The 20,709-nt window shown below is 63.7% G+C and carries 21 protein-coding genes, 2 tRNA genes and 1 pseudogene; 8 read left to right on the top strand and 16 right to left on the bottom strand.

What is annotated here, in order from left to right; translation table 11 throughout:
• Positions 1-3 precede the first annotated feature (3 nt).
• The 4 genes from J2X19_RS25250 to apaG form a co-directional block, all read right to left on the bottom strand.
• Complete coding sequence (locus J2X19_RS25250; RefSeq protein ID WP_310377213.1) at positions 4-678, bottom strand: hypothetical protein; 675 nt, start codon at positions 676-678, stop codon at positions 4-6.
• A 68-nt stretch (positions 679-746) separates the two neighbouring features.
• The gene (locus tag J2X19_RS25245; protein ID WP_116608972.1) at positions 747-1,169 is read right to left on the bottom strand and encodes a CoA-binding protein; all 423 of its coding nucleotides are present in this window, start codon (positions 1,167-1,169) and stop codon (positions 747-749) included.
• A gap of 45 nt (positions 1,170-1,214) precedes the next feature.
• Positions 1,215-2,198, bottom strand: a complete 984-nt coding sequence (gene thiL / locus J2X19_RS25240; RefSeq protein WP_310377212.1) for a thiamine-phosphate kinase — start codon at positions 2,196-2,198, stop codon at positions 1,215-1,217.
• 13 nt (positions 2,199-2,211) lie between these two features.
• A complete protein-coding gene (gene apaG, locus J2X19_RS25235; RefSeq protein ID WP_116608987.1) occupies positions 2,212-2,610 on the bottom strand; it encodes a Co2+/Mg2+ efflux protein ApaG in 399 nt (132 codons plus the stop codon).
• 52 nt (positions 2,611-2,662) lie between these two features.
• Here apaG and rpe point away from each other — a divergent pair, with 52 nt between their 5' ends.
• Together rpe and J2X19_RS25225 are read left to right on the top strand one after the other, a co-directional pair.
• Positions 2,663-3,346, top strand: a complete 684-nt coding sequence (rpe, locus tag J2X19_RS25230; protein ID WP_116608973.1) for a ribulose-phosphate 3-epimerase — start codon at positions 2,663-2,665, stop codon at positions 3,344-3,346.
• 34 nt (positions 3,347-3,380) lie between these two features.
• Complete coding sequence (locus tag J2X19_RS25225) at positions 3,381-3,659, top strand: YfhL family 4Fe-4S dicluster ferredoxin (RefSeq protein WP_116608974.1); 279 nt, start codon at positions 3,381-3,383, stop codon at positions 3,657-3,659.
• Positions 3,660-3,668: 9 nt separating this feature from the next.
• Here the strand turns inward: J2X19_RS25225 and pth are convergent, their stop codons facing one another.
• From pth to J2X19_RS25190, 7 genes are all read right to left on the bottom strand, one after another.
• Positions 3,669-4,280 (bottom strand): aminoacyl-tRNA hydrolase, encoded by a 612-nt coding sequence (gene pth / locus J2X19_RS25220; protein ID WP_310377182.1) that lies wholly within the window; start codon positions 4,278-4,280, stop codon positions 3,669-3,671.
• A gap of 63 nt (positions 4,281-4,343) precedes the next feature.
• A complete protein-coding gene (locus J2X19_RS25215) occupies positions 4,344-5,000 on the bottom strand; it encodes a 50S ribosomal protein L25/general stress protein Ctc (RefSeq protein ID WP_092757773.1) in 657 nt (218 codons plus the stop codon).
• Between the two features lie 97 nt (positions 5,001-5,097).
• Positions 5,098-6,072: a ribose-phosphate pyrophosphokinase gene (locus tag J2X19_RS25210; protein WP_092757774.1), complete on the bottom strand. Its 975-nt coding sequence runs from the start codon at positions 6,070-6,072 to the stop codon at positions 5,098-5,100.
• Positions 6,073-6,148: 76 nt separating this feature from the next.
• Positions 6,149-6,225, bottom strand: a tRNA-Gln gene (locus tag J2X19_RS25205).
• A 32-nt stretch (positions 6,226-6,257) separates the two neighbouring features.
• Entirely contained in the window at positions 6,258-7,103 is an 846-nt protein-coding gene (gene ispE, locus J2X19_RS25200; protein WP_310377181.1) for a 4-(cytidine 5'-diphospho)-2-C-methyl-D-erythritol kinase, read from the bottom strand.
• Between the two features lie 2 nt (positions 7,104-7,105).
• Positions 7,106-7,552: an outer membrane lipoprotein LolB gene (locus J2X19_RS25195; protein ID WP_116608988.1), complete on the bottom strand. Its 447-nt coding sequence runs from the start codon at positions 7,550-7,552 to the stop codon at positions 7,106-7,108.
• A gap of 35 nt (positions 7,553-7,587) precedes the next feature.
• Positions 7,588-9,327 carry a tetratricopeptide repeat protein gene (locus J2X19_RS25190; protein WP_310377180.1) on the bottom strand — a complete coding sequence of 580 codons (1,740 nt, stop codon included), beginning with the start codon at positions 9,325-9,327 and terminating at the stop codon, positions 7,588-7,590.
• A 97-nt stretch (positions 9,328-9,424) separates the two neighbouring features.
• Here J2X19_RS25190 and mutM point away from each other — a divergent pair, with 97 nt between their 5' ends.
• From mutM to mutY, 3 genes are read left to right on the top strand one after another with little or no spacing between them, the layout of a single operon-like run.
• Complete coding sequence (mutM, locus tag J2X19_RS25185) at positions 9,425-10,240, top strand: bifunctional DNA-formamidopyrimidine glycosylase/DNA-(apurinic or apyrimidinic site) lyase (protein WP_310377179.1); 816 nt, start codon at positions 9,425-9,427, stop codon at positions 10,238-10,240.
• A gap of 58 nt (positions 10,241-10,298) precedes the next feature.
• Positions 10,299-12,242, top strand: a complete 1,944-nt coding sequence (locus J2X19_RS25180; RefSeq protein ID WP_310377178.1) for a dynamin family protein — start codon at positions 10,299-10,301, stop codon at positions 12,240-12,242.
• 44 nt (positions 12,243-12,286) lie between these two features.
• Positions 12,287-13,339, top strand: a complete 1,053-nt coding sequence (gene mutY / locus J2X19_RS25175) for an A/G-specific adenine glycosylase (protein WP_310377211.1) — start codon at positions 12,287-12,289, stop codon at positions 13,337-13,339.
• Positions 13,340-13,398: 59 nt separating this feature from the next.
• Here mutY and rapZ read toward each other — a convergent pair whose 3' ends face one another.
• From rapZ to J2X19_RS25160, 3 genes are read right to left on the bottom strand one after another with little or no spacing between them, the layout of a single operon-like run.
• Positions 13,399-14,301, bottom strand: a complete 903-nt coding sequence (gene rapZ, locus J2X19_RS25170) for an RNase adapter RapZ (protein ID WP_310377177.1) — start codon at positions 14,299-14,301, stop codon at positions 13,399-13,401.
• On the bottom strand, positions 14,298-15,944 hold the full coding sequence (recN, locus tag J2X19_RS25165; RefSeq protein ID WP_310377176.1) for a DNA repair protein RecN: 1,647 nt from the start codon (positions 15,942-15,944) through the stop codon (positions 14,298-14,300). The genes rapZ and recN overlap by 4 nt, the downstream gene beginning before the upstream one ends.
• Positions 15,945-16,838, bottom strand: a complete 894-nt coding sequence (locus tag J2X19_RS25160; RefSeq protein ID WP_310377175.1) for an NAD kinase — start codon at positions 16,836-16,838, stop codon at positions 15,945-15,947. It lies immediately after the preceding gene.
• Positions 16,839-16,866: 28 nt separating this feature from the next.
• Between J2X19_RS25160 and hrcA the strand changes: the two genes are divergently transcribed.
• Positions 16,867-17,871, top strand: coding sequence for a heat-inducible transcriptional repressor HrcA (gene hrcA, locus J2X19_RS25155; RefSeq protein WP_092757783.1), 1,005 nt, complete (start codon positions 16,867-16,869; stop codon positions 17,869-17,871).
• Between the two features lie 34 nt (positions 17,872-17,905).
• A tRNA-Ile gene (locus J2X19_RS25150) sits at positions 17,906-17,982 on the top strand.
• A gap of 50 nt (positions 17,983-18,032) precedes the next feature.
• Here the strand turns inward: J2X19_RS25150 and J2X19_RS25145 are convergent.
• Entirely contained in the window at positions 18,033-18,290 is a 258-nt protein-coding gene (locus tag J2X19_RS25145) for a tyrosine-type recombinase/integrase (RefSeq protein WP_310377174.1), read from the bottom strand.
• A 295-nt stretch (positions 18,291-18,585) separates the two neighbouring features.
• Positions 18,586-18,798, bottom strand: a pseudogene (locus J2X19_RS25950) (phage integrase); the annotation flags it as partial.
• A gap of 235 nt (positions 18,799-19,033) precedes the next feature.
• Here J2X19_RS25950 and J2X19_RS25140 point away from each other — a divergent pair.
• Positions 19,034-20,320 (top strand): ABC transporter substrate-binding protein, encoded by a 1,287-nt coding sequence (locus J2X19_RS25140; protein WP_310377210.1) that lies wholly within the window; start codon positions 19,034-19,036, stop codon positions 20,318-20,320.
• Positions 20,321-20,709: the final 389 nt, after the last annotated feature.

The following is a 20,709-nucleotide window of genomic DNA, read 5'->3' as shown; positions in this document are numbered from 1 at the left end:
AGCTTAGCGCACCGGCAGGAACTGTAAGAAGGAGCCGCCCAGCAGGTTTTGCACATAGCTGATGGCGGCCCGGCGGTATTTTTCGGTGAGGACGGCGGACAACAGGTCCAGGCGGCCGACGATTTTGCCAAACTCGCGCTCGAAGCTCAGGTTGCGTTCGCGTTCGTTGACTTCATCGGCCAGCAGCAGTGGCTGGCCGGCGGCGGTGCGGCGGCTGGACAGCAGCCAGACGGCGATTTCCACATTCCGCGCGGCGTTGTAGATGTGCTGGGCGTCCAGGCTGTCGATCAGATAGAACGTGGTCTTGTCGCCATGGGCGGCGACCAGCATGTCGGCATTGGCCAGGATGAAGGCGGCCACGCGGTCGCCCTTGAAGTCCGGGCTGAGCGCCAGCGACAAGGCCTGGATGTCGCGCTGGCCCTGCAGCGCCGGCCAGGGTTGGCGCCGGTCCATGGCGCTGCGCACCTGGGCCAGGGCGTCTTCGCGGCTGGCGGTGCTGGTCTTGCGCCACTCGGCGGGGTTGCGCTTGTACAGCTTGTCGGCCAGGCGCAGCAGGCTTTCCAGGTTGTCGCGCATGCCCAGGGTGGCCATGCGGTTCACGTCCGACTGGGCCAGCTCGGCGGGGGCTGGGGGACTGCTGCGGGCCTCGCCATGTGGTGCCGGCGTGGGGCTGAGCATGCCGCAGGCGCACAGCCCCAGCGGCAGCAGCGCCGCCGTCCAGCGCGCCGTGGGGGCGGGCAGGGGGCTCAAATCACGCCGCGGGCGGACAGCACCGCGTGTTCGGTGCGGATGCATTTGTTCTGCACCACCCGCAGTCCGGCCGCCTGGGCCCGCTGGGCGGCGCCGGCATGGGCGATGCCCAGCTGCATCCACACGGCCTTGGCGCCGATGGCGATGGCTTCTTCGACCAGGGGTGGAATGTCCCGGCTTTTGCGGAAGCAGTTCACCACCTCGATACGGTGGTGCTGGGCCGCGGCGGTGAGGCTGGGGTAGGCGGTTTCGCCCAGGATCACGGTGGCATTGGGGTTGATCGGGATGATGCGGTAGCCGCGCGCCTGCAGGGTGCGTGCCACGTCGTGGCTGGGTCGCATCGGGTCCGGCGACAGGCCGACCACCGCAATCGTGCGGGCGTGGGTCAGTATCTGGCGGATGGCGTCGGCTTCACTCATGGCGCTTTAGTTTACGCAAGCTTGTATGACAGCGTTTGACGGGTGTCATGCGAAGTGGTCGAAGCTGGCAAATTGCCGCAGTACCGGCGCCCCGGCGGCGTCCACCAGGCGCACTGCGGGCGCGCCGCTGGCGGCCTCGATCTGGCCGATGCGCGTGACCCGGGTCTGCGCTTGGGCGGCGGCGGCCTGCACCGCCTGGCGGGCCGCTACCGGGGCGGTGAATACCAGCTCGTAGTCGTCGCCGCCGGCCAGCACGCAGGCCAGGATTTTTTTTACGTCAAATCGGCCATCTGCGCAGAGAGTATCTGCGCCAGCAGCTATTAATTGCATAGCAATCGAGGTGTCGATCACCGCCGCTACGCCGGAGGCGCGCAGGATGTGGCCAAGGTCGCCGAGCAGCCCGTCGCTGACATCGGCCGCCGCCGTGGCGATGCCGCGCAGCGCCAGGCCCAGGGCCATCCGCGGCGTAGGGGTTTCCAGCCGGGCCCGGGCCTGGGCAAACACGGCTTCGGGCAGCGACAGCGTGCCGCGAAAAACCTCTAGCGCCAGTCGGGCATCGCCCAGGGTGCCGCTTACATACAGGTCGTCGCCGGCTTGGGCGCCCGAACGCAGCAGCGCCTGGCCGGGCGGCACCTCGCCAAACACGGTGATGCAGATGTTCAGCGGGCCCTGGGTGGTGTCGCCGCCGACCAGCTCACAGCCGTGGGCGTCGGCCAGGGCCAGCAGGCCTTGCGAAAACGGCTCCAGCCAGGCGGCGTCGGCGCGCGGCAGCGCCAGCGCCAGGGTGAAGGCCAGCGGCTGCGCGCCACAGGCGGCCAGGTCGCTGAGGTTCACCGCCAGCGCCTTGTGGCCCAGCGCCGCAGGGGACACGGTGGACAAAAAATGCCGGCCCTCGACCAGCATGTCGCTGGAGATGGCCAGCTGCATACCGGGCCGCGGCTGCAGCAGCGCGCAGTCGTCGCCCACACCCAGCACCGCGCGCGGCGTGGGCCGGGTGAAGTAGCGGCGGATCAGGTCGAACTCGCCCATGGGAATGCCCATCTCAATGCAAGGTGTGGCTGGCCGGCGGCAGGCTGTTGTCGGTGGCGTCCAGCACAAAGGTCGGGATGGCCACGTCGAAGCGCTCGCCGTCTTCGGCGACGAAGAAATAGCTGCCGCGCATCGCGCCGGTGCCGGTGCGTAAGCGGCAGCCGCTGGTGTATTCAAAGGATTCGCCTGGTTTCAGCAGCGGCTGGTGGCCCACCACGCCCAAGCCTTTGACTTCCTCGGTATGGCCGTTGCCGTCGCTGATGGTCCAGTGGCGCGCAATCAGCTGGGCCGGCACCTCGCCGGTGTTCTGGATGGTGACGGTGTAGGCAAAGCTGAAAATCGCTTGCTCGGGGTCGGATTGGTCGGGCAGATACTGGGGCGCGACCGCTATGGTGAACTGGTATTTGGACATGCCGGCATCGTACCGCGGCAGGCTCTGGGCGTAGCCTGCGAAAATACGGCCCATGAAAAATTACCGCATTGCCCCCTCGATCCTGTCCGCCGACTTCGCCCGCCTGGGTGAAGAGGTGAAAAACGTCATCCAGGCCGGTGCCGACTGGATCCATTTCGATGTGATGGACAACCACTACGTGCCGAACCTGACCTTCGGGCCGATGATCTGCAGTGCCTTGAAGCCGCATGCCAAAAAGCCCGATGGCACGCCCGTGCCCATCGACGTGCATCTCATGGTGCAGCCCGTGGACGCGCTGGCGGCCTCGTTCGCCGATGCAGGCGCCTCCTTGATCAGCTTCCACCCCGAAGCTTCGGGCCATGTGCACCGCAGCGTGCAGGCCATCAAGTCCAAGGGCTGCCAGGCCGGTGTGGTCTTCAACCCCGCCACGCCGCTGGACGTGCTGGACTGGGTGATCGACGATATCGACCTGATTTTGATCATGAGCGTCAACCCCGGCTTTGGCGGCCAGAGCTTCATCGACTCGGCGCTGCGCAAGATCGAGCAGGCGCGCAAGCGCATCGAGGCATCGGGCAAGGACATCCGCCTGGAAGTGGACGGTGGAATCAAGACCGACAACATCGCGCGCGTGGCTTCTGCCGGTGCCGACACCTTTGTGGCGGGCAGCGCGATCTTCGGCAACCCTGATTACAAGGCGGTGATTGACAGCATGCGCAGCGCTTTGGCGGGCGTGTGATCTACCATCCGCAGATGAACGACGGGACCGCGCCATGGCTTTGATCATCACCGACGAGTGCATCAACTGCGATGTGTGCGAGCCCGAGTGCCCGAACGACGCGATCTACCTGGGCGTGCAGATCTACGAGATCGACCCGCACAAGTGCACAGAATGCGTGGGCCACTTCGACGAGCCGCAGTGCGTGCAGGTGTGTCCGGTGTCGTGCATTCCGGTGAACCCGGCGCACGTGGAAGACAAGGAAACCCTGTGGGCCAAGTACCGGCGCCTGCAGGCCGAGATCGCCGTGCCAACGGCTATTCCCAAGGTTTAACTTCCAGGTTTATTCGGCTTCGGGCGGCCGCACTGGTTTGGGCCGCGGCGGTTTGCTGGTGTGGATGGCCATCATGGCCTTCTCCATATCGCCGGCCAGCAGCAAAGGGGTTGCGAGTATCGCCCGGGTCATGCTGTCTTCGATGGCCGTGCGGTGTTCGGCCGAGGGCTTTTTCAATACCCAGTTGGCGACTTCGTCCTTGGCCCCTGGATGGCCGATGCCAATGCGCAGCCGCCAGTAGTCGGGGCTGCCCAGCTGCCCATGGATGTCGCGCAGGCCGTTGTGCCCGGCGTGGCTGCCGCCGAGCTTGAGCTTGGCCTGGCCGGGCACGATGTCGAGTTCGTCGTGGGCGACCAGAATCTCCGACGGCTGGATCTTGAAGAAGCGGGCCAGCGCCGCCACCGATTTGCCGGACACATTCATGAAGGTCTGCGGCTTGAGCAGCCAGCGCGGCTCGCCGTCCACCACGGTGCGCGCGACTAGGCCGTAATAGCTTTTGTCGGGCTGCAGATTGGCTTTGAGCTCATGGGCCAGCGCATCGATCCACCAGAACCCGGCATTGTGGCGGGTGGCTTCGTAATCCGGGCCGGGATTGCCCAGGCCGACAAACAGTTTGATCATTACGGTGATTATCCAGAAACAAAAATGGCCCACCGAGGTGGGCCATTTTCTTGCTGAAAAGAATTACTTCTTGGCAGCAGGCTTGGCAGCGGGAGCCTTGGCGCCGGCTTTGCCCTTGGCGGGTGCGGCAGCAGCGGCAGCTGGATCGACAGCCACTTCTTCGGCCAGAGCCACCACGGACACCAGAGCGGGGTTTTCTTTGCCGCGGGTTACAACCGACACGCCCTTGGGCAAGGTCAGGTCTTTGGCGTGCAAGGAAGAGCCCTTGGTCAGGCCGCTCAGGTCCACAGCGATGAACTCAGGCAGATCAGCAGGCAGGCAGGAAATCAGCAGTTCGGTCGCCACGGGGGTGACCATGCAGTTTTCGGTCTTGACCGCTGGCGAGACTTCCTGGCCGCTGAAGTGCAGAGGCACCTTCATGGTCAGCTTGGTGTTGGCTTCGACGCGCTGGAAGTCAGCGTGCAGAATCAGTTGGCGGAAGGGGTGCATTTGCACATTGCGCAACAGAACCTTGCTTTCCTTGCCGGCCAGTTCCATGTCCAGAATGGTGGAGTGGAAGGTTTCTTTCTTCAGAGCGTGCCACAGTGCGTTGTGGTCGATTTCGATCTGGGTGGCAGGCGTTTCACCGCCGTAGACGATGCCGGGGGTGCGGCCGGTAATGCGGAGACGGCGGCTCGCACCCGTGCCCTGCTTTGCGCGCTCAAAAGCGACGAATTTCATAATTAACTCCTGTAAGAGTGCACCGCGACCAGTGTCACTCCGTTGTGAAAAAGACCGGCAACGCCAGAAGCATTGCCGGTCTGCTTTTTTATTCCCGTCAGAAAAGGTTTTCTTGGTCGGAGAACAAACTCATGACCGACTCACCGTTGGCAATGCGCTGGATCGTCTCAGCGATCAGCGGGGCCACGGTGAGTTGGCGAATTTTGGAACACGCCGCTGCAGCCGGGCTGAGCGGAATGGTGTTGGTCACCACGACTTCATCCAGTGCCGAGCCATTGGCAATGCGCTCAATGGCGGGGCCGGAGAAGATGGGGTGGGTGCAATAGGCGTAAACCTTCTTGGCGCCGCGTTCTTTCAAGACTTCGGCGGCTTTTACCAAGGTGCCGGCGGTGTCGATCATGTCGTCCATGATCACGCAGTTGCGGCCATCGATTTCACCGATAACGTGCATGACTTCGCTGACATTCGCCTTGGGGCGGCGCTTGTCGATGATGGCCATGTCGCAGCCCAGCTGCTTGGCCAGGGCGCGTGCACGGACCACGCCGCCCACGTCGGGGGAGACCACGATCAGGTCCTCGTAATTTTTTTGGCGCAAGTCGCCCAGCAGCACAGGGGACGCGTAAATATTGTCCACCGGGATATCGAAGAAACCCTGGATCTGGTCGGCGTGCAAGTCCATGGTCAGCACACGGTCCACACCTACGGCTTGCAGCATATTGGCCACCACCTTGGCGGTGATGGGCACACGGGCCGAACGCGGGCGACGGTCTTGGCGGGCATAGCCGAAGTAGGGAATCACGGCGCTGATACGTTCAGCGGAAGCGCGCTTCAGCGCATCCACCATGATCAGCAGCTCCATCAGGTTTTCATTGGTCGGAGCGCAAGTGCTTTGCACCACGAACACATCACGGGCACGCACGTTCTGGTTGATTTCGACCGTGACTTCCCCATCGGAGAAGCGGCCTACACGGGCAGCACCCAGTGAAATGCCAAGGTGCTTGGCAATGTCAGCGGCCATGCCTGGATTGGCATTGCCCGTGAAAATCATGAAATCGGTGTGGTGGGGCTGCATGAGCTTTCCGGCGATGAAGTAACTAGCGATGAAGTAACTGTGTGCATATTTTGAACATCTGTGCGTTCAAAATATTTGGCAGGGGAAGAAGGATTCGAACCTTCGCATGCTGGAATCAAAATCCAGTGCCTTAACCAACTTGGCGACTCCCCTACACGGGTTAACAGCGCGACGCTGTCAACCGATTAACCATCGCTGGAGGCCCATCCCCACAAAGGATGAACGTCCATATTGCTGCATTTGCGAACCTGCCAAGCACCGGGTGCATCGGCTGTATCCACATCGCCCAACATCTGCGCAAACACTGCGCTTCCAGAGCCAGTCATTCTAGCATTTAAATCTTTGCTTTCCAGCCACTCAAGGGCGTGGATTACAGCGGGGCAAAGATTTTCTGCAACTGGCTGCAAGTTGTTAGCACCGAAGTGATATGGCTGTGCAGCAAAGCCTGCGAGTATAGCACTATCTGAATCGCGTTTTAAATCCGGCGATGAAAAAATCAATTTGGTGTCCAGCCCTTCGGGCGGCTTGACAACCAAAAAGCGGCTGGGCGGTAGGGAGATGGGGGTGATTTTTTCGCCTATGCCTTCGACCCAGGCATTGCGGCCAGCGACAAAAAAAGGCACGTCGGCGCCCAGCGGCAAGGCGATGGCTTGCAGCTCGGCGGTAGTGAGATTCAGCTGCCAGAGCCGGTTCAGTGCCAGCAGGCAGGATGCGGCATCCGATGAGCCGCCGCCCATGCCGGCTTGCGCAGGAATCCGTTTCAATATGCCGATGTGTGCACCCAAACTTGTGCCGGTGGCGGCTTGCAGCGCTCGCGCAGCGCGCAGTACCAGGTCATCGGCGGGTAGTGGGGTGCTCAGGTCTTCGCGGCTGAGTTGGCCGTCGCTGCGGATATCGAAATGCAGGGTGTCGCACCAGTCGATCAGCATGAAGACCGATTGCAGCAAGTGGTAGCCATCGGCGCGGCGGCCGGTGATGTGCAGAAAAAGATTCAGCTTGGCCGGGGCGGCCACGTCGTACAGGGCTTGCATGCTTATTTATCGAGAACTACGCGCAGAGTGGCGACCGGTGTGGGCTGGTTGCGCAGGGCGGTCAGGCGCCCGGTATCCAGTCGTGACAAATCAGCCTTCCATCCAGGAACCGCCGTATCGCTGCCATGCAACCAGTCGAACAACGCAGCCAGCGGTAGCGGGGCGCCCGTGGCTTGTTCGACCAAGGCATCCAGCGAGTCGAACGGGCGGACCTCTCCATTGGTGTGTAGTGTGGCCGATCCCGGCTGCCAGACCAGGCGGGCGACAACGCCACCCAGAGGGTTGAAAAGGGTGAGCTCGCCCTGCTGAGCTGATCCCTTGAGTTCGAAGCCGGCGGAAAAGGATTGGGCCGATTCCGCGTCTACCTGCAGGGCGATGCGGCCGCTCCAGAACGGGTCTGCGTTGCTGCTGGGCCGGTTGACATGGGCGCAGCCGGTCAGCAATGCCATGCATACCAGCAGAGCCCACCAGTGGCGGATGCGCTTCAAAGCTTGACGCGCAGGCGTTTGAGAGTTTCCTGCAGGGTTTCGTTTTCGGAATTGATCTGCAGGCCTTCTTTCCAGACGCTGGTGGCGCGCTCGCGCTGGCCCAACACCCATAGCACTTCGCCCAGATGGGCGGCAATTTCGGCGTCCGGCTTGGCCTTGAAGGCGTCGTCCAGCACGCGCAGTGCTTCGTCGCGGTTGCCCATGCGGAACTCGACCCAGCCCAGGCTGTCGGCGATGAAAGGGTCGTTGGGCACAAACTCCAGCGCCTTGCGGATCAGTTCGCGGGCTTCGGGCAGCCGCATATTGCGCTCGGCCAGCGAGTAGCCGAGTGCGTTGTAGGCATGGTGGTAGTCGGGCTTGGCCGCAATCAGCTGGCGCAGCAGGCGCTCCATTTCGTCGAGCTTGTCGAGCTTTTCGGCCAGCATGGCCTGGTCGTACAGCAGGTCGGCGTCTTGCGGGTTCTGCGCCAAGGCGGCGGCCATCAGGTCGTACGCCGCTTGGTATTGCTTGTTGTCGCGCAGCAACTGCACTTCGGCCGCGCGTTTCAGGCGGATTTCTTCGGGGGTGCGCGCAGGCAAGGACTGGAGCAGCGCACGGCCCTCGGCCAGCTTGCCTTGCTTGGCCAGCAGCGAAGCCCGGCGGCTTTGGGCGGCCAGCAGGTCTTGCGGGTTCTCAATCTTTTGCAGCCAGGCTTCCGCTGCAGGATAGTCTTTGCGGGTTTCCGCTACCTGGGCCAGCGCCATGTAGGCCCGCGCCAGGCCACGGCTGCGGCCATCGCTGGGAGGCAGCGCGAGAGCCAGGGTGACAAAGCGCTGCAGCGATGCGTCGGCCGCAGCGGTTTGCTTTTCTTGGGCTTGCAGACTGCCCAGTACCAGCCAGGCGTCCGCCAGCTCGGGGTTCTGGGTGGTCAGCAGCTGCAGTTGCTGGGCGGCTTCCGCGTAGCGCATCGCATCCAGCAGCACCCGCACATAGGCCATGCGCAACTCGGGCAAGGGTTTGCCGGCCAGGTAGTGCTGCACCAGGGGCTCGGCCAGCGGCACCTTGGGTCCCATCATTTCCAACGCCAGCTGTACCGGGCCGGGGGCGCTGGGCTCCAGCGCCTGGGCCCGGCGCGCGGCTTCGAGTGCGCCCGAGGTATCGCCTGCGGCCAGGCGCATGCGGCCGACGGTGGTCCAGGCGGCGACGCTTACGGCCGGGTCGTTCAGGTAGTCGGCCAGCGCTTGTTCGACCAGGCTGGCTGCCAGCTTTTTGTCGGAAATCTGGGCGTAGGTGGCGGGAATGGCGCTGATGGCTGCGCCACGGTCCATGACCTTGGCCAGGTTCAACTCGATTTTCAGTGGCTCCGCCGTGTCGGCCACCCGGTTCAGGGCCAGGAGTATCTGCAGCACGTAGCGGTTGGCTTCGCGCGAATCGGGCATGGCCCGGCTCCAGGCGCGGGCGGCCTGCAGAGCCGCGTCGCCGGAGCGCGACTGCAGCGCAATTTCTATGGACCGCTGGTAGAGGCTGGCGTCATTGGCCTTGCGTGCCCCCTCCAGATACAGCTGGTAGGCGATGCCCGGCTCGCCGCCGGCCGAGTTGAGCTCGCCCAGCAGCAGAATGTAGAACAGCTCGCCGTTGATGGCGGAGTTCTCCGGTGCGGGGGGCGGGGCAGACTCTTGCGCGTGCGCAGGCAGGCAGCCCGCCACCAAAGCCAGTGTGGCAAAACCGTAGGCGGCCAGTCGGGGAAATCGCTTCATCGGCTCATAATAATCCAAGCCCGCGCACTTGCACGCGCCGTGGCGAGAGCCCCTACCTGCGTTCTTTACATCCTCTATTCATCCTCTATCGCCTGTTATGCCCGAGTTACCCGAGGTAGAAGTCACCCGTTTGAGCTTTGCCGACCGCATCCAGGGCGCGCGTATCGCCTCGGTGCGCATGGGCAAACCGCTGCGCTGGCCGCTGGGTTGCGACCCTGCGCAGCTGCACGGGCGCACCGTGCTGGAGGTGCGACGGCGCGGCAAATACCTGCTGCTGGACCTCGACCCCGGCTTGCTGCTGCTGCACCTGGGCATGTCGGGTAGCCTGCATTTCGCGTCGCAGCAGCCCGCGCCTGGCGCGCACGACCATTGCGACCTGGCCACCAGCCAGGGCGTGCTGCGGCTGCACGATCCGCGCCGCTTTGGTGCCGTGGTCTATGCCGACAGCCAGGAGGCGCCCGCGGCGGTCAAGCTGCTCGGCCATCTGGGCATGGAGCCCTTGGGCGATGGATTTTCTTTACCCAACTTTTACGCAGGCCTGCAGGCGCGCAAGACCGCCATCAAACAGGTGCTGCTGGCGGGCGAGGTGGTGGTCGGGGTGGGCAATATCTATGCGTCCGAGGCCTTGTTCATTGCCGGCATCCGGCCAACCTTGCCGGCCAACCGCATCAGCCGGCCCCGCGCCGCCAAGCTGCACGCAGCGGTGCGCGACGTGCTGGCGCGGGCTGTGCTCAAGGGCGGCAGCACCTTGCGCGACTTTTCGAACGCCCATGGCGAGAGCGGCTACTTCCAGCTGGAAGCCATGGTCTACGACCGCCGGGGCGAGCCCTGCCGGGTCTGCGGCACGCCCATCCAGTCCATGCGGCAGGGCCAGCGGGCCACGTATTTCTGTCCGCAGTGCCAGAAGCGCTGAACGGACAGGGCACAGTGCTATATTGAATTTTTCTGTCTTTGCGAAAACCGACTGCCCCGTGGTGACCTCCTTTAACGAACAAATCGGCCATTACGGCGCTTGGCGGCGTGAATTTGCCCTGCGCCTCAAGCTGCTGGCCGCCTGGATGAAGGAGCACGGGCTGATGGATTCCGGGGTCGAGGCCCGGCTGCAGCGCCTGGAAGACCAGATGCGCAGCGACAAGGTGATGGTCGCCTTCGTGGCCGAGTTCTCGCGCGGCAAGTCCGAGCTGATCAACGCATTGTTCTTCGCCAGTTACGGCCGGCGCATCATGCCGGCCAGCGCCGGGCGCACCACCATGTGCCCGACTGAACTCGGTTTTGACGCCGGCGTGCCGCCCAGCCTGCGCCTGCTGCCCATCGAGTCGCGCCTGCACCCGCAGTCGCTGGCCGAGTGGCGCCAGGCGTCCGACCAATGGACCCATGTGCCCCTGGATGTGGACGACGCCGAGCAACTGGCCCTGGCGCTGGAAAAGGTCACCGACGTGCGCCGCGTCACCCAGGACGAAGCCCGCGCGCTGGGCTTTTGGCACGATGAAGTGCCCGACGACAACCCGCCCATGGATGCCGATGGCCGCGTCGAGGTGCCGCGCTGGCGCCATGCGCTGGTCAACATCGAGCACCCGCTGCTGGCGCAAGGCCTGGTGATCCTGGACACTCCAGGGCTCAACGCCATCGGCGCCGAGCCCGAGCTGACTGTGAATTTGATTCCGCAAGCCCACGCCGTGGTGTTCCTGCTGGCGGCCGATACCGGCGTCACCAAGTCCGACCTGTCGGTCTGGCGCGAGCACTTGAGCCACGGCGCCGACGAAGTCAACGCCCGCCTGGTGGTGCTGAACAAGATCGACACCCTGTGGGATACGCTGAGCACGCCCGAGCAGGTGAAGCTGCAGATCGTCCAGCAGCGCGTGGCTTCGGCCGACATACTTGGCGTGCCGGCGCAGCAGGTGATGGCGGTGTCGGCGCAAAAAGGCCTGGTGGCCAAGATCACCTTCGATGCCGAGCTGCTGCAGGCCAGCGGCCTGCCCGCGCTGGAGGCCGCGCTGGGCGACGGCATCCTGGCCCAGCGGCACGAGATTCTGCGCGCCGTGGTGGCGCGCGGCGTGACCGACCTGCGCAACGAAACCGGCCGGGTGTTGCAGGTGCGGCGGCGCGACCTGGCCGAGCAAAAAATGGAGTTGCAAGGCCTGGGCGGCAAGAATTCGGCCGTCATCAAGAACATGCGCTCCCGCATCGAACAGGAAAAGCAAGAGTTCGACATGGGCAACGCCAAGATCCACGCGGTGCGTTCGGTGCAGCACAAGCTGCTGGGCGAGATGTTTGGGCTGCTGGGCAGCCGCAACCTGAAAGCCGAGATGGGCTTGCTGGCCGCCGCCATGCGCCAACGCGGCTTGAAGCTGGGCGTGAAAACCGTGTACGGCGAAACCTTTACCCGGCTGCGTGCCAACATGACGAAAGCCCAGGCCCATGGGGCCGAGATCCACAGCATGCTGGATGCCACCTTCCGCCAGCTGAATGCCGAGTTCGGCTTCTCGCTGCAGCTGCCGCCGATTCCCGATATTCCGCGCTACCACGCCGAGCTCGACGAGATCGAGGCCAGCCACCTGCAGTACCTAGGCCTGCGCAATGCCCTGAAGCTGGCTCAGCCCGAGTTTGCCGAGCGCCTGGTGCGGGCCCTGGCGACGCGGCTGCGCGCGGTCAACGACTCGGCGTTTGGCGAAGTCGAGCTGTGGAGCAAGTCGGCCGCGGCCCAGCTGGAAGACCAGCTGAAAGAGCGCCGCAAGAGCTTTGTGCGGCGCATCGACGGCATCGACCGCATCCAGGAAGCCGCCGGCGGGCTGGACGAACGGGTGGCCGAGATCGAAGCCCAGGAGGCCGTGCTCGGCCAGTTCGACACCCGGCTGCAGCTGTTGACCTCTTACTTTCTGACCACCGCCGCGCCCACGCTGCCCCCTGCCGCATGACGGCCCCTCGCGTAATGGAGGCCGCTGCGGCGGGCCTCGGCAGTATGGCCACGTATGCTGCTCCGGCTGCGGTGGCAACCGCGTTTGCCTCGCAGGTGATCCACTGGCAGCAAAGCCATGGCCGCAACAGCCTGCCCTGGCAGAACACCCAGGACCCGTACAAGGTCTGGCTGTCCGAAATCATGCTGCAGCAGACCCAGGTGAGCTCGGTGCTCGAATACTTTCCGCGCTTTCTGGCGCGCTTCCCGGATGTGGCCAGTCTGGCCGCCGCCAGCCTGGACGATGTGCTGGCGCTGTGGAGCGGCCTGGGCTATTACAGCCGGGCCCGCAACCTGTACCGCTGCGCCCAGCAGGTGGTGGAGGTGCATGGCGGCAAGTTTCCGCCCACGGCCGAGCTGCTGCAGACCCTGCCCGGCATAGGCCGGTCTACCGCCGCGGCGATTGCTTCGTTCTGCTATGGCGAGCGGGCGGCGATTCTGGATGCGAATGTGAAACGCGTGCTGACCCGGGTGCTGGGCTTCGATGCCGACCTGGCCGTGGCCGCCAACGAGCGCGCGCTGTGGGACCAGGCCACCGCCTTGCTGCCGCTGCAGGCCGGCCTGCAGACCATGCCGCGCTATACCCAGGGCCTGATGGATTTGGGTGCCACCGTTTGCGCGCCGCGCCAGCCGACCTGCTTGCTGTGCCCGGTGCAGCCCGTGTGCACTGCCCAGCGCCAGGGCACGCCGGAGAAGTATCCGGTCAAGACCCGCAAGCTCAAGCGCAGCACCGAATCCTGGTGGCTGCTGTGGGCGCAGGATGCGGCCGGCCGGGTCTGGTTGCAGCGCCGGCCGGATGCGGGCGTATGGGCGGGGCTGTACTGCCTGCCGGTGTTCGACAGCCGCGAGGCCCTGGCGGCCACCGTCGGCACCGCAGAGCTGGACGACCTGCCGGTGTTCCTGCACGTGCTGACCCACAAGGACTTGTACCTGCACCCGGTGCAGATCCAGCTGGCGCCTGGCGTGCGGCCTGGGCCCCATGGCGACTGGGTTGAAGCCGCGCGCTGGCCCGAGATGGGCTTGCCCGCACCGATCCGCAAACTGCTGGCTAACGTCTAGCTGCTATTGAATTGGTAGCTGTTGGCGCAGATAGAACCTGCGCTACAGGCCTGAAAAGCTTAAAAAACCGTGGCGCCACCCGAGGGCGGCTCCACACCACCGCGCGCATCCAGCTCGCGGTGCCGCTTCAGCGTGACCCAGCGCTTGCTGAAGGCGGTGGCCAGTTGCTCTACCAGGTAGACCGAGCGGTGCTGGCCGCCGGTACAGCCTATGGCTACCGTCACATAGCTGCGGTGGTCGCGCGCCAGCAGGTCCAACCAGTGGCTCAGGAACTGGTCGATGTGGCTGAACATCTGCGCCACGTCGCGGCTCTGGCGCAGGAACGCGGCCACCGGCTCGTCGCGGCCGGTCAGCGCGCGCAGGTCGGGCTCGTAGTGCGGGTTCGGCAGCATGCGCACGTCGAACACATAGTCGGCATCCACCGGAATGCCGCGCTTGAAGGCGAAGGATTCGAACACCAGGGTCAGCTGCGCCTCGGGCGCGGCCACCAGCGACTTGATATAGCCCTGCAGCTGCGACGAGCGGATGATGCTGGTGTCGATCACATGGGCTTGTTCGCGCAGGTCGGCCAGCAGCTCGCGCTCCAGCTCGATGGCCTCCACCAGCGCATGCTGCTGGTCGGTCATCTCGGAGCGCGACAGCGGGTGCTTGCGCCGGGTTTCGGAATAGCGCCGCACCAGGGTGTCGGTGGCGGCGTCCAGAAACAGCGACTTGATGTTGACGCCGTGCTTGCGCAGCGCCTCCAGCTGCTGCGGCACCAGCGGTAGCGAGGTGGCGCTGCGCACGTCCATGGCAATCGCCACCTTCTTGGCGTCGCGGGTTTGCTCCAGCTTGATGAAGCTCAGCAGCAGCTCGGGCGGCAGGTTGTCCACGCAGTAGTAGCCCGCGTCTTCCAGCGCATGCAAGGCCACCGATTTGCCCGAGCCGGACATACCGGTGATCAACACGATTTCAAGTTTCATAGTGCGCTGCCTAACATTTCTTTCGCATGGGCCAGGGTGGTGACGGAGAGCTTTTCGCCCCCGAGCATGCGCGCCACCTCGGCCACCCGCTGCTCGCCCAGCACCAAGCCCACGCTGCTGACCGTGCTTTTGCCGTCGCGCTGTTTGGCCACCACCAGATGGTGGTCGGCGCAGGCAGCGACCTGGGGCAGATGGGTGACGGCCAGCACCTGGCGGTCCCGGCCCAGCTGCTTCATCAGCCGGCCTACGGTTTCGGCCACGGCACCGCCGACGCCCGAATCCACCTCGTCAAAGATCAGGGTTTGCGCCGTGCCCAGCTCGCTGGTGGTGACGGCAATCGCCAGCGCGATGCGCGACAGCTCGCCGCCCGATGCCACCTTGCCGACCGCGCGCGGCGTGCTGCCCGCATGGCCGGCGACCAGGAATTGCACCTCTTCTAGCCCGCTGGCGCTGGGCTCGATCTTTTGCAGCGCCACCTGGAACTGGCCGCCCTGCATGCCCAGGCCTTGCATGGCCAGGGTGATGGCTTTGGCCAGTTTCGGGGCGGCCAGGGCCCGGGCTTTGGACAGGGCCAGGGCCTCGGCGCGGTAGGCGCTTTCGGCCTTGCGCTCGGCGGCTTCCAGCGCCTGGCTGTCGGCCGCGGCGTCCAGCCGGGCCAGCTCGGCCTGCCAGCTGGCCAGCAGAGCCGGCAACTCGGCCGGCGTGCGTTTGTAGCGCCGGGCCAGCGACACCCATTGCGACAGGCGCTCGTCCAGCTCGGCCAGGCGCTGCGGGTCCAGCTCGGTCTTGCGCAAGGTGCTGTGCAGCGAATGCGCGGCGTCCTCGGCCTGCGCCAAACTTGAAGCCAAAACCTCGGTCAGCGCAGCATATTCGGGCGCAATGTGCTCTTGATTTTGTAGCGACGTGTGGGCCCGCACCAAACCGGCCAGCGCGCCAGATTCGTCGTTTTCCAGCGCGTCTATGGCGGTCTGCACCGCGTCCAGCAGGGCCTGGGCGTTGGACAAACGCGCGTGCTCGGCGTTCAGCTCGGGCCATTCTTCGGCGCCGGGGGCCAGCTTGCCGACTTCGCCGATCTGCCAGGCCAGGCGCTCCTGCTCTTGCTGCAGCGAGTCGCGGGCGGCGTGGGCATCGGCCAGGGTTTTCTGGGCGCCGCGCCAGTCGCTCCAGCGGGCAGCCAGGGCGCTGGTGGAGCTGCCCGCATAGGCGTCGAGCAGGCCGCGCACGGTGTCCGGCCGGGTCAGGCTTTGCCAGGCGTGCTGGCCATGGATGTCGAGCAGTTGGTCGCCAATCTCGCGCAGCTGGGTGGCGGTGGCCGGGCTGCCGTTGATCCAGGAGCGGCTCTTGCCCTGGGCGTCGACGGTGCGGCGCAGCAGCAGGCTGTCGGCCACGTCAAAGCCGGCTTCTTCTAGCCAGGCGGCGGTGGCCGGCAGGCTGTCGAACTCGGCGCTGATGTCGGCCCGGGCCGCGCCTTCGCGCACCGTGCCGGCATCGGCGCGGCTGCCCAGTGCCAGTTGCACGGCGTCGACCAGGATGGACTTGCCGGCGCCGGTTTCGCCGGTCAGCACGCTGAAGCCGTTTTGCAGGTCGAGTTCCAGCTCGCGCACGATCACGAAGTCGCGCAGGGTGATGCGTTTCAGCGCCATTCAGGTTCCTTCGTTCCAGTGGAGTTTTTTGCGCAAGGTGTCAAAGTAGCTCCAGCCCTGGGGATGCAGGAAACGTGCGCGGTGCTCGGAGCGGCGCACGATGATGCGGTCGCCGTGCTGCAGGGATGCCAGCGACTGCATGTCGAAGTTGGCGCTGGCGTCTCGTCCTGCTATTAGTTCTATAGCTACTTCCGCAGGATCTGCCAGCACGATCGGCCGATTTGTCAAAGTATGTGGGGCGATGGGCACCATCACCCAGCCGGGGATGGACGGGTGCAGCAGCGGCCCGCCGGCCGACAGCGCATAGGCGGTGGAGCCGGTGGGCGTGGCAATGATCAGGCCGTCGGCGCGCTGGTTCGATACCAGTTGGCCGTCCACCTCGACGCGCAGCTCTAGCATGCCGGAGGTGGAGCCGCGGTTCACCACCACGTCGTTCATAGCCAGCGCGTCGAACACGCACTCGCCGCCGCGCATCACCCGCGCATGCATCAGGCTGCGGTGGTCTTCCTCGTAAGTGCCTTGCAGCATGGGCAGCAGCGTGGCCTGGTAATTATTCAGCGGAATGTCGGTGATGAAGCCGAGCCGGCCCTGGTTGATGCCGATCAGCGCCACCCCGTGGCAGGCCAGCTGGCGGCCTATGCCGAGCATGGTGCCGTCGCCGCCGACCACCAGGCCCAGGTCGCAGCGGCGGCCAATTGCGTCCACGTCCAGCGCCGGGTAACCGGTGATGCCGGTATTGGCCACGGTTTCCTGGTCCACCACCACTTCGCAGCCCAGGCTGGTTAAAAACTCGGCGATTTCCTGCAATACCTTGCGGGACGAGGCGTTGGCGACGCGGGTGCCCGGTGCCGCATATTTCCCGAAGAGCGCAACGTGGCGGAATTGTGATTTCATTCACAAATTACATCACTAAAATAAGAACATGCTCGATGACCGTGCCAAGTTGTTAATGAAAGCGCTGGTCGAGCGATATATCGCCGACGGCCAGCCTATTGGCTCGCGCACTTTGTCCAAAGCCTCGGGCCTGGACCTGTCGCCCGCCACCATCCGCAACGTGATGTCCGACCTGGAGGATATGGGGCTGATCGTCAGCCCGCATACCTCGGCTGGGCGTATCCCCACGGCCCGCGGCTACCGCTTGTTCGTCGACACCATGCTCACCGCCCAGCCCGGCCCGCTGGCGCCGCCCAAGCTGGTGGCCGAGCAGCCGCAAAAGGTCATCGTCAACGCGGCCAATCTGCTGTCCAGCCTGTCGCAGTTCGTTGGCGTGGTGATGGCGCCGCGGCGCACCTCGGTGTTTCGGCACATCGAATTCTTGCGCCTGTCGGAAAAGCGCTTCCTGGTCATCATCGTCTCGCCCGAAGGCGATGTGCAAAACCGGGTGATCTTCACCGAGGTCGACTACACCTCGTCCCAGCTGGTCGAGGCCGCCAACTACCTGAACGGCCATTATGCCGGCCTGTCGATCGAGCAGGTGCGCGAGCGGCTGAAGAACGAGGTCGAAACCCTGCGCGGCGAAATCGCCACCCTGATGCAGGCCGCGGTAAACGTGGGCTCCGAAGCCCTGGCGCGCGAGCAGGACGAGGTGGTGATCTCGGGCGAGCGCAATCTGCTGTCGGTCAGCGACTTCTCGGGCGACATGGGCCATCTGCGCCGCGCCTTCGACCTGTTCGAGCAAAAAACCCAGCTGATGCGCCTGCTCGACATCTCCAGCAAGGCCGAGGGCGTGCGCATCTACATCGGCGGCGAAAGCCAGGTCGTGCCGTTCGAAGAGCTGTCCATCGTCAGCGCCCCCTACGAGGTGGACGGCCAGGTGGTCGGCACCCTGGGCGTCATCGGCCCGACCCGCATGCCCTATGAACGCATGATCCAGATCGTGGACATCACCTCCAAGCTGGTAAGCAATGCGCTGAGCCACCAGAAATAAGCCCCGCTACGCACAGTAGAATGCTGGGTTGTGTGGGGCGTTAGCTCAGTTGGTTAGAGCAGAGGACTCATAATCCTTTGGTCGAGTGTTCAAGTCACTCACGCCCTACCATTCAAATCAACAACTTAGCGCGTTTTTTGCGTCTTGGTTTCAGTCAACTGTCAACGAAGTGTCAACGCAGAAATTGGGTTGAGCTTCACCACCTCCAGCAGGTGGTCAGGTGCCAGGTGTGCATAACGCATCGTCATGGTCAGATTCGCATGACCTAAAGCACGTTGCAGCACCAGAATATTGCCGCCACCCATCATGAAATGTGATGCGAACGAATGGCGCAGTACGTGCGTGAGCTGGCCTGCTGCCAGCGTGATTCCGGCCCGGTCCACGCCATCCCGAAATGCGGAGTAGGCATAGGCAAACAAGCGCTGGCTTGTTTCCTTTCTTGTCGTGGTGGGCCTTGAGGTCTTTTTCGAATTGCTTTTCTATGGGAACGGTTCGGATGCGCCCTGACTTTGTGCCGACAAACTGAATTTGCGCGTTGCGTACGTGTTTCAGCTCGAGGTTTTCAGCCTCGCTCCATCGCGCACCAGTAGTAAGGCAAACTTTGGCAATCATCACCGTGTGACGGTTCGAGCCAACGGCCAGGTGTTCAGGCAAATCGCTGATCTGCTCCAACGTAAGGTATTCCCGCTCTTTCTCTTCAATTTTGAACTGTCGAAGTTCGGCGAGGGGGTTGGGTTTCTTCCATATGCCCAGTCGCCGTAGCTCGTTAAAAACGGCTCGCAGGTACCGGGCATACCGCGTCGACATAGTCTCGGATTCATCCGCCTTGATCAGCCCCGCATCTTGGGCCGCCCCAATCACCTGCGATGCGGTCACAGCCTTGGACTCCGGCAACTTGAACCGATCACGCAAGCTCTGGTTCGACATGCGATCGTTGCTAACGTACTTCAGGCAACAGTGCTGGTACGGCAGTAATTTTTCGATCCGATTTGCCTTATGTGCTGGCAGCCGGGTGAGGACATCCCTCAAGTGAACGTCAGCCGCGCCGAGGGCTTACCCTAGGTTGACTAATGTATTAGTAGTTTAGTATTTCAATCATTCGCAGGTTGCACTGATCTTTTGCTCGCCTTGTTCCTGCCTTTACAGAAGAGGACACACCTTGATGCACGCTTTCAATTTTCCGACTCGCGCGATTTGGCTGAGCGTTGTCGCCGCCACTGCCTCAGTCGCTGCCCTTCCAGCATCGGCAGCCGAAGTGCGCGTGATGTGCTACCAGGATGGCGGCGAATGTGATGTCACCAACGATCTCGCACGACGATTCGAGGCGAATAATCCTGGGACAAAAATCATTGTCGACGTGGTTCCGTTCAAGACCATTCTTGAGCAACTGCCGGTGCAGTTGGCTGCGGGTGAGGGGCCGGACATAGCGCGGGTGACCGATCTGGGCGGACTCACACGGTTCTATCTCGACATCGGCCCGTATCTGAAAGACCGCAAATACTGGGAAGCCAACTTCGGCAGCACTTTGCCGTGGATGCGCAACAAAGCGGGCGACAAGGGCATCTACGGCTTCATGTCGCAGCTCACCATGACTGGCCCCTTCGTCAACAAGACGCTGTTCGAGCAGGCCAAGATTCCGTTGCCCGGCCCTAAGGCCACCTGGGACGAGTGGGCGGACGCGGCACGCAAGGTGGCCAAGGCCACCCAGACCCCCGCTGCCATGGCCTGGGACCGTTCGGGCCATCGTTTTGCAGGTCCTGCCATCAGCTATGGCGCCAAGATATTCGACGCCAAGGGCAATCTGGCACTCGACGAGGGCTACAAAACCGCCGTGACCAAGTTCGTCGGCTGGCACAAAGACGGCACCATGCTGAAAGACGTGTGGGGTGGCTCTGGAGGCTCCAGCTATGCTGATGCTGTGGGCGAATTCAAGAACGGCCGAGTCGTCATGATTCTGTCGGGCTCGTGGCAGATCAACCGCATGCAAAAAGAAATCGGCAATGCGTTTGATTGGGTGGCTGTGCCCAACCCATGCGGTACTTCGGCTTGTTCTGGCATGCCGGGGGGGGCAGGTTGGGTGGCTCTGAAAACAACCAAGTCGCCCAAGGAGGTCGGCCAGTTCCTGGACTTCATGGCGCAGGAAGCCAATGTGGCCGAATTCGTTTCACGTACCAACAACATTCCGGCCAATACTGGTTTAGCCAAAAAGGGCGTACCGTATCCGAACGCCAGCCCTGCCGCACAGGCAGCACTTGGTGTGTTCACCAGTGGGACTGCTACCGTGGCACCGGCTGCCTACGCGCTGCAGGGCTACAAATACAACCGGGCACTGATGCTGCCCACCGTGACGCGCCTTACCCAGGCCATCGTCGGTGAGATCAGCGTGGACGAGGCCATCACCAAGATCGGTACCGACATGACCGAAGCGGTCAAGCAAGCTGAAAAATAGCCCCCCTGGTTGGCTCACTGAGTGTCGCTCTCCCTTTGCAGGGGGGCGATACCAGCGGTCTGCTGGAGCTGCGTTCCGCGGCATCTCTGGACGGGAGGCAGGCCAGCCCTCACCGCGTGGGCTGCTTGACCACGACCCCGCCTTGTTCATTCGTTTCTCCCGGAAGAGCGTTGCGTTTGGGTAATGCTGCGGACAGCGTCACCAGGTTGGACAGTAGATCGGAGTCGGTATGTCAGTCATCTCAGCCTGTTTAGGTTTCTTCTTCAATCTGTTCGAGCCGGTGTTCCGGTTGGTCCAGAAATGGCTGGGCGCCTCGCGCATCGGCTGGCTGTTTGTTGGCCCCAACCTGGTGGTGATTGGCATCTTCACCTTCCTGCCGATTGTCATCA

This window comes from Rhodoferax ferrireducens (assembly GCF_031458075.1).
In the GTDB taxonomy this organism is placed as follows: Bacteria; Pseudomonadota; Gammaproteobacteria; order Burkholderiales; family Burkholderiaceae_C; genus Rhodoferax_B; species Rhodoferax_B ferrireducens_A.
The sequence above is the reverse complement of the archived record's forward strand: the minus strand, read 5'-3'. Positions and strand labels throughout refer to the sequence as shown.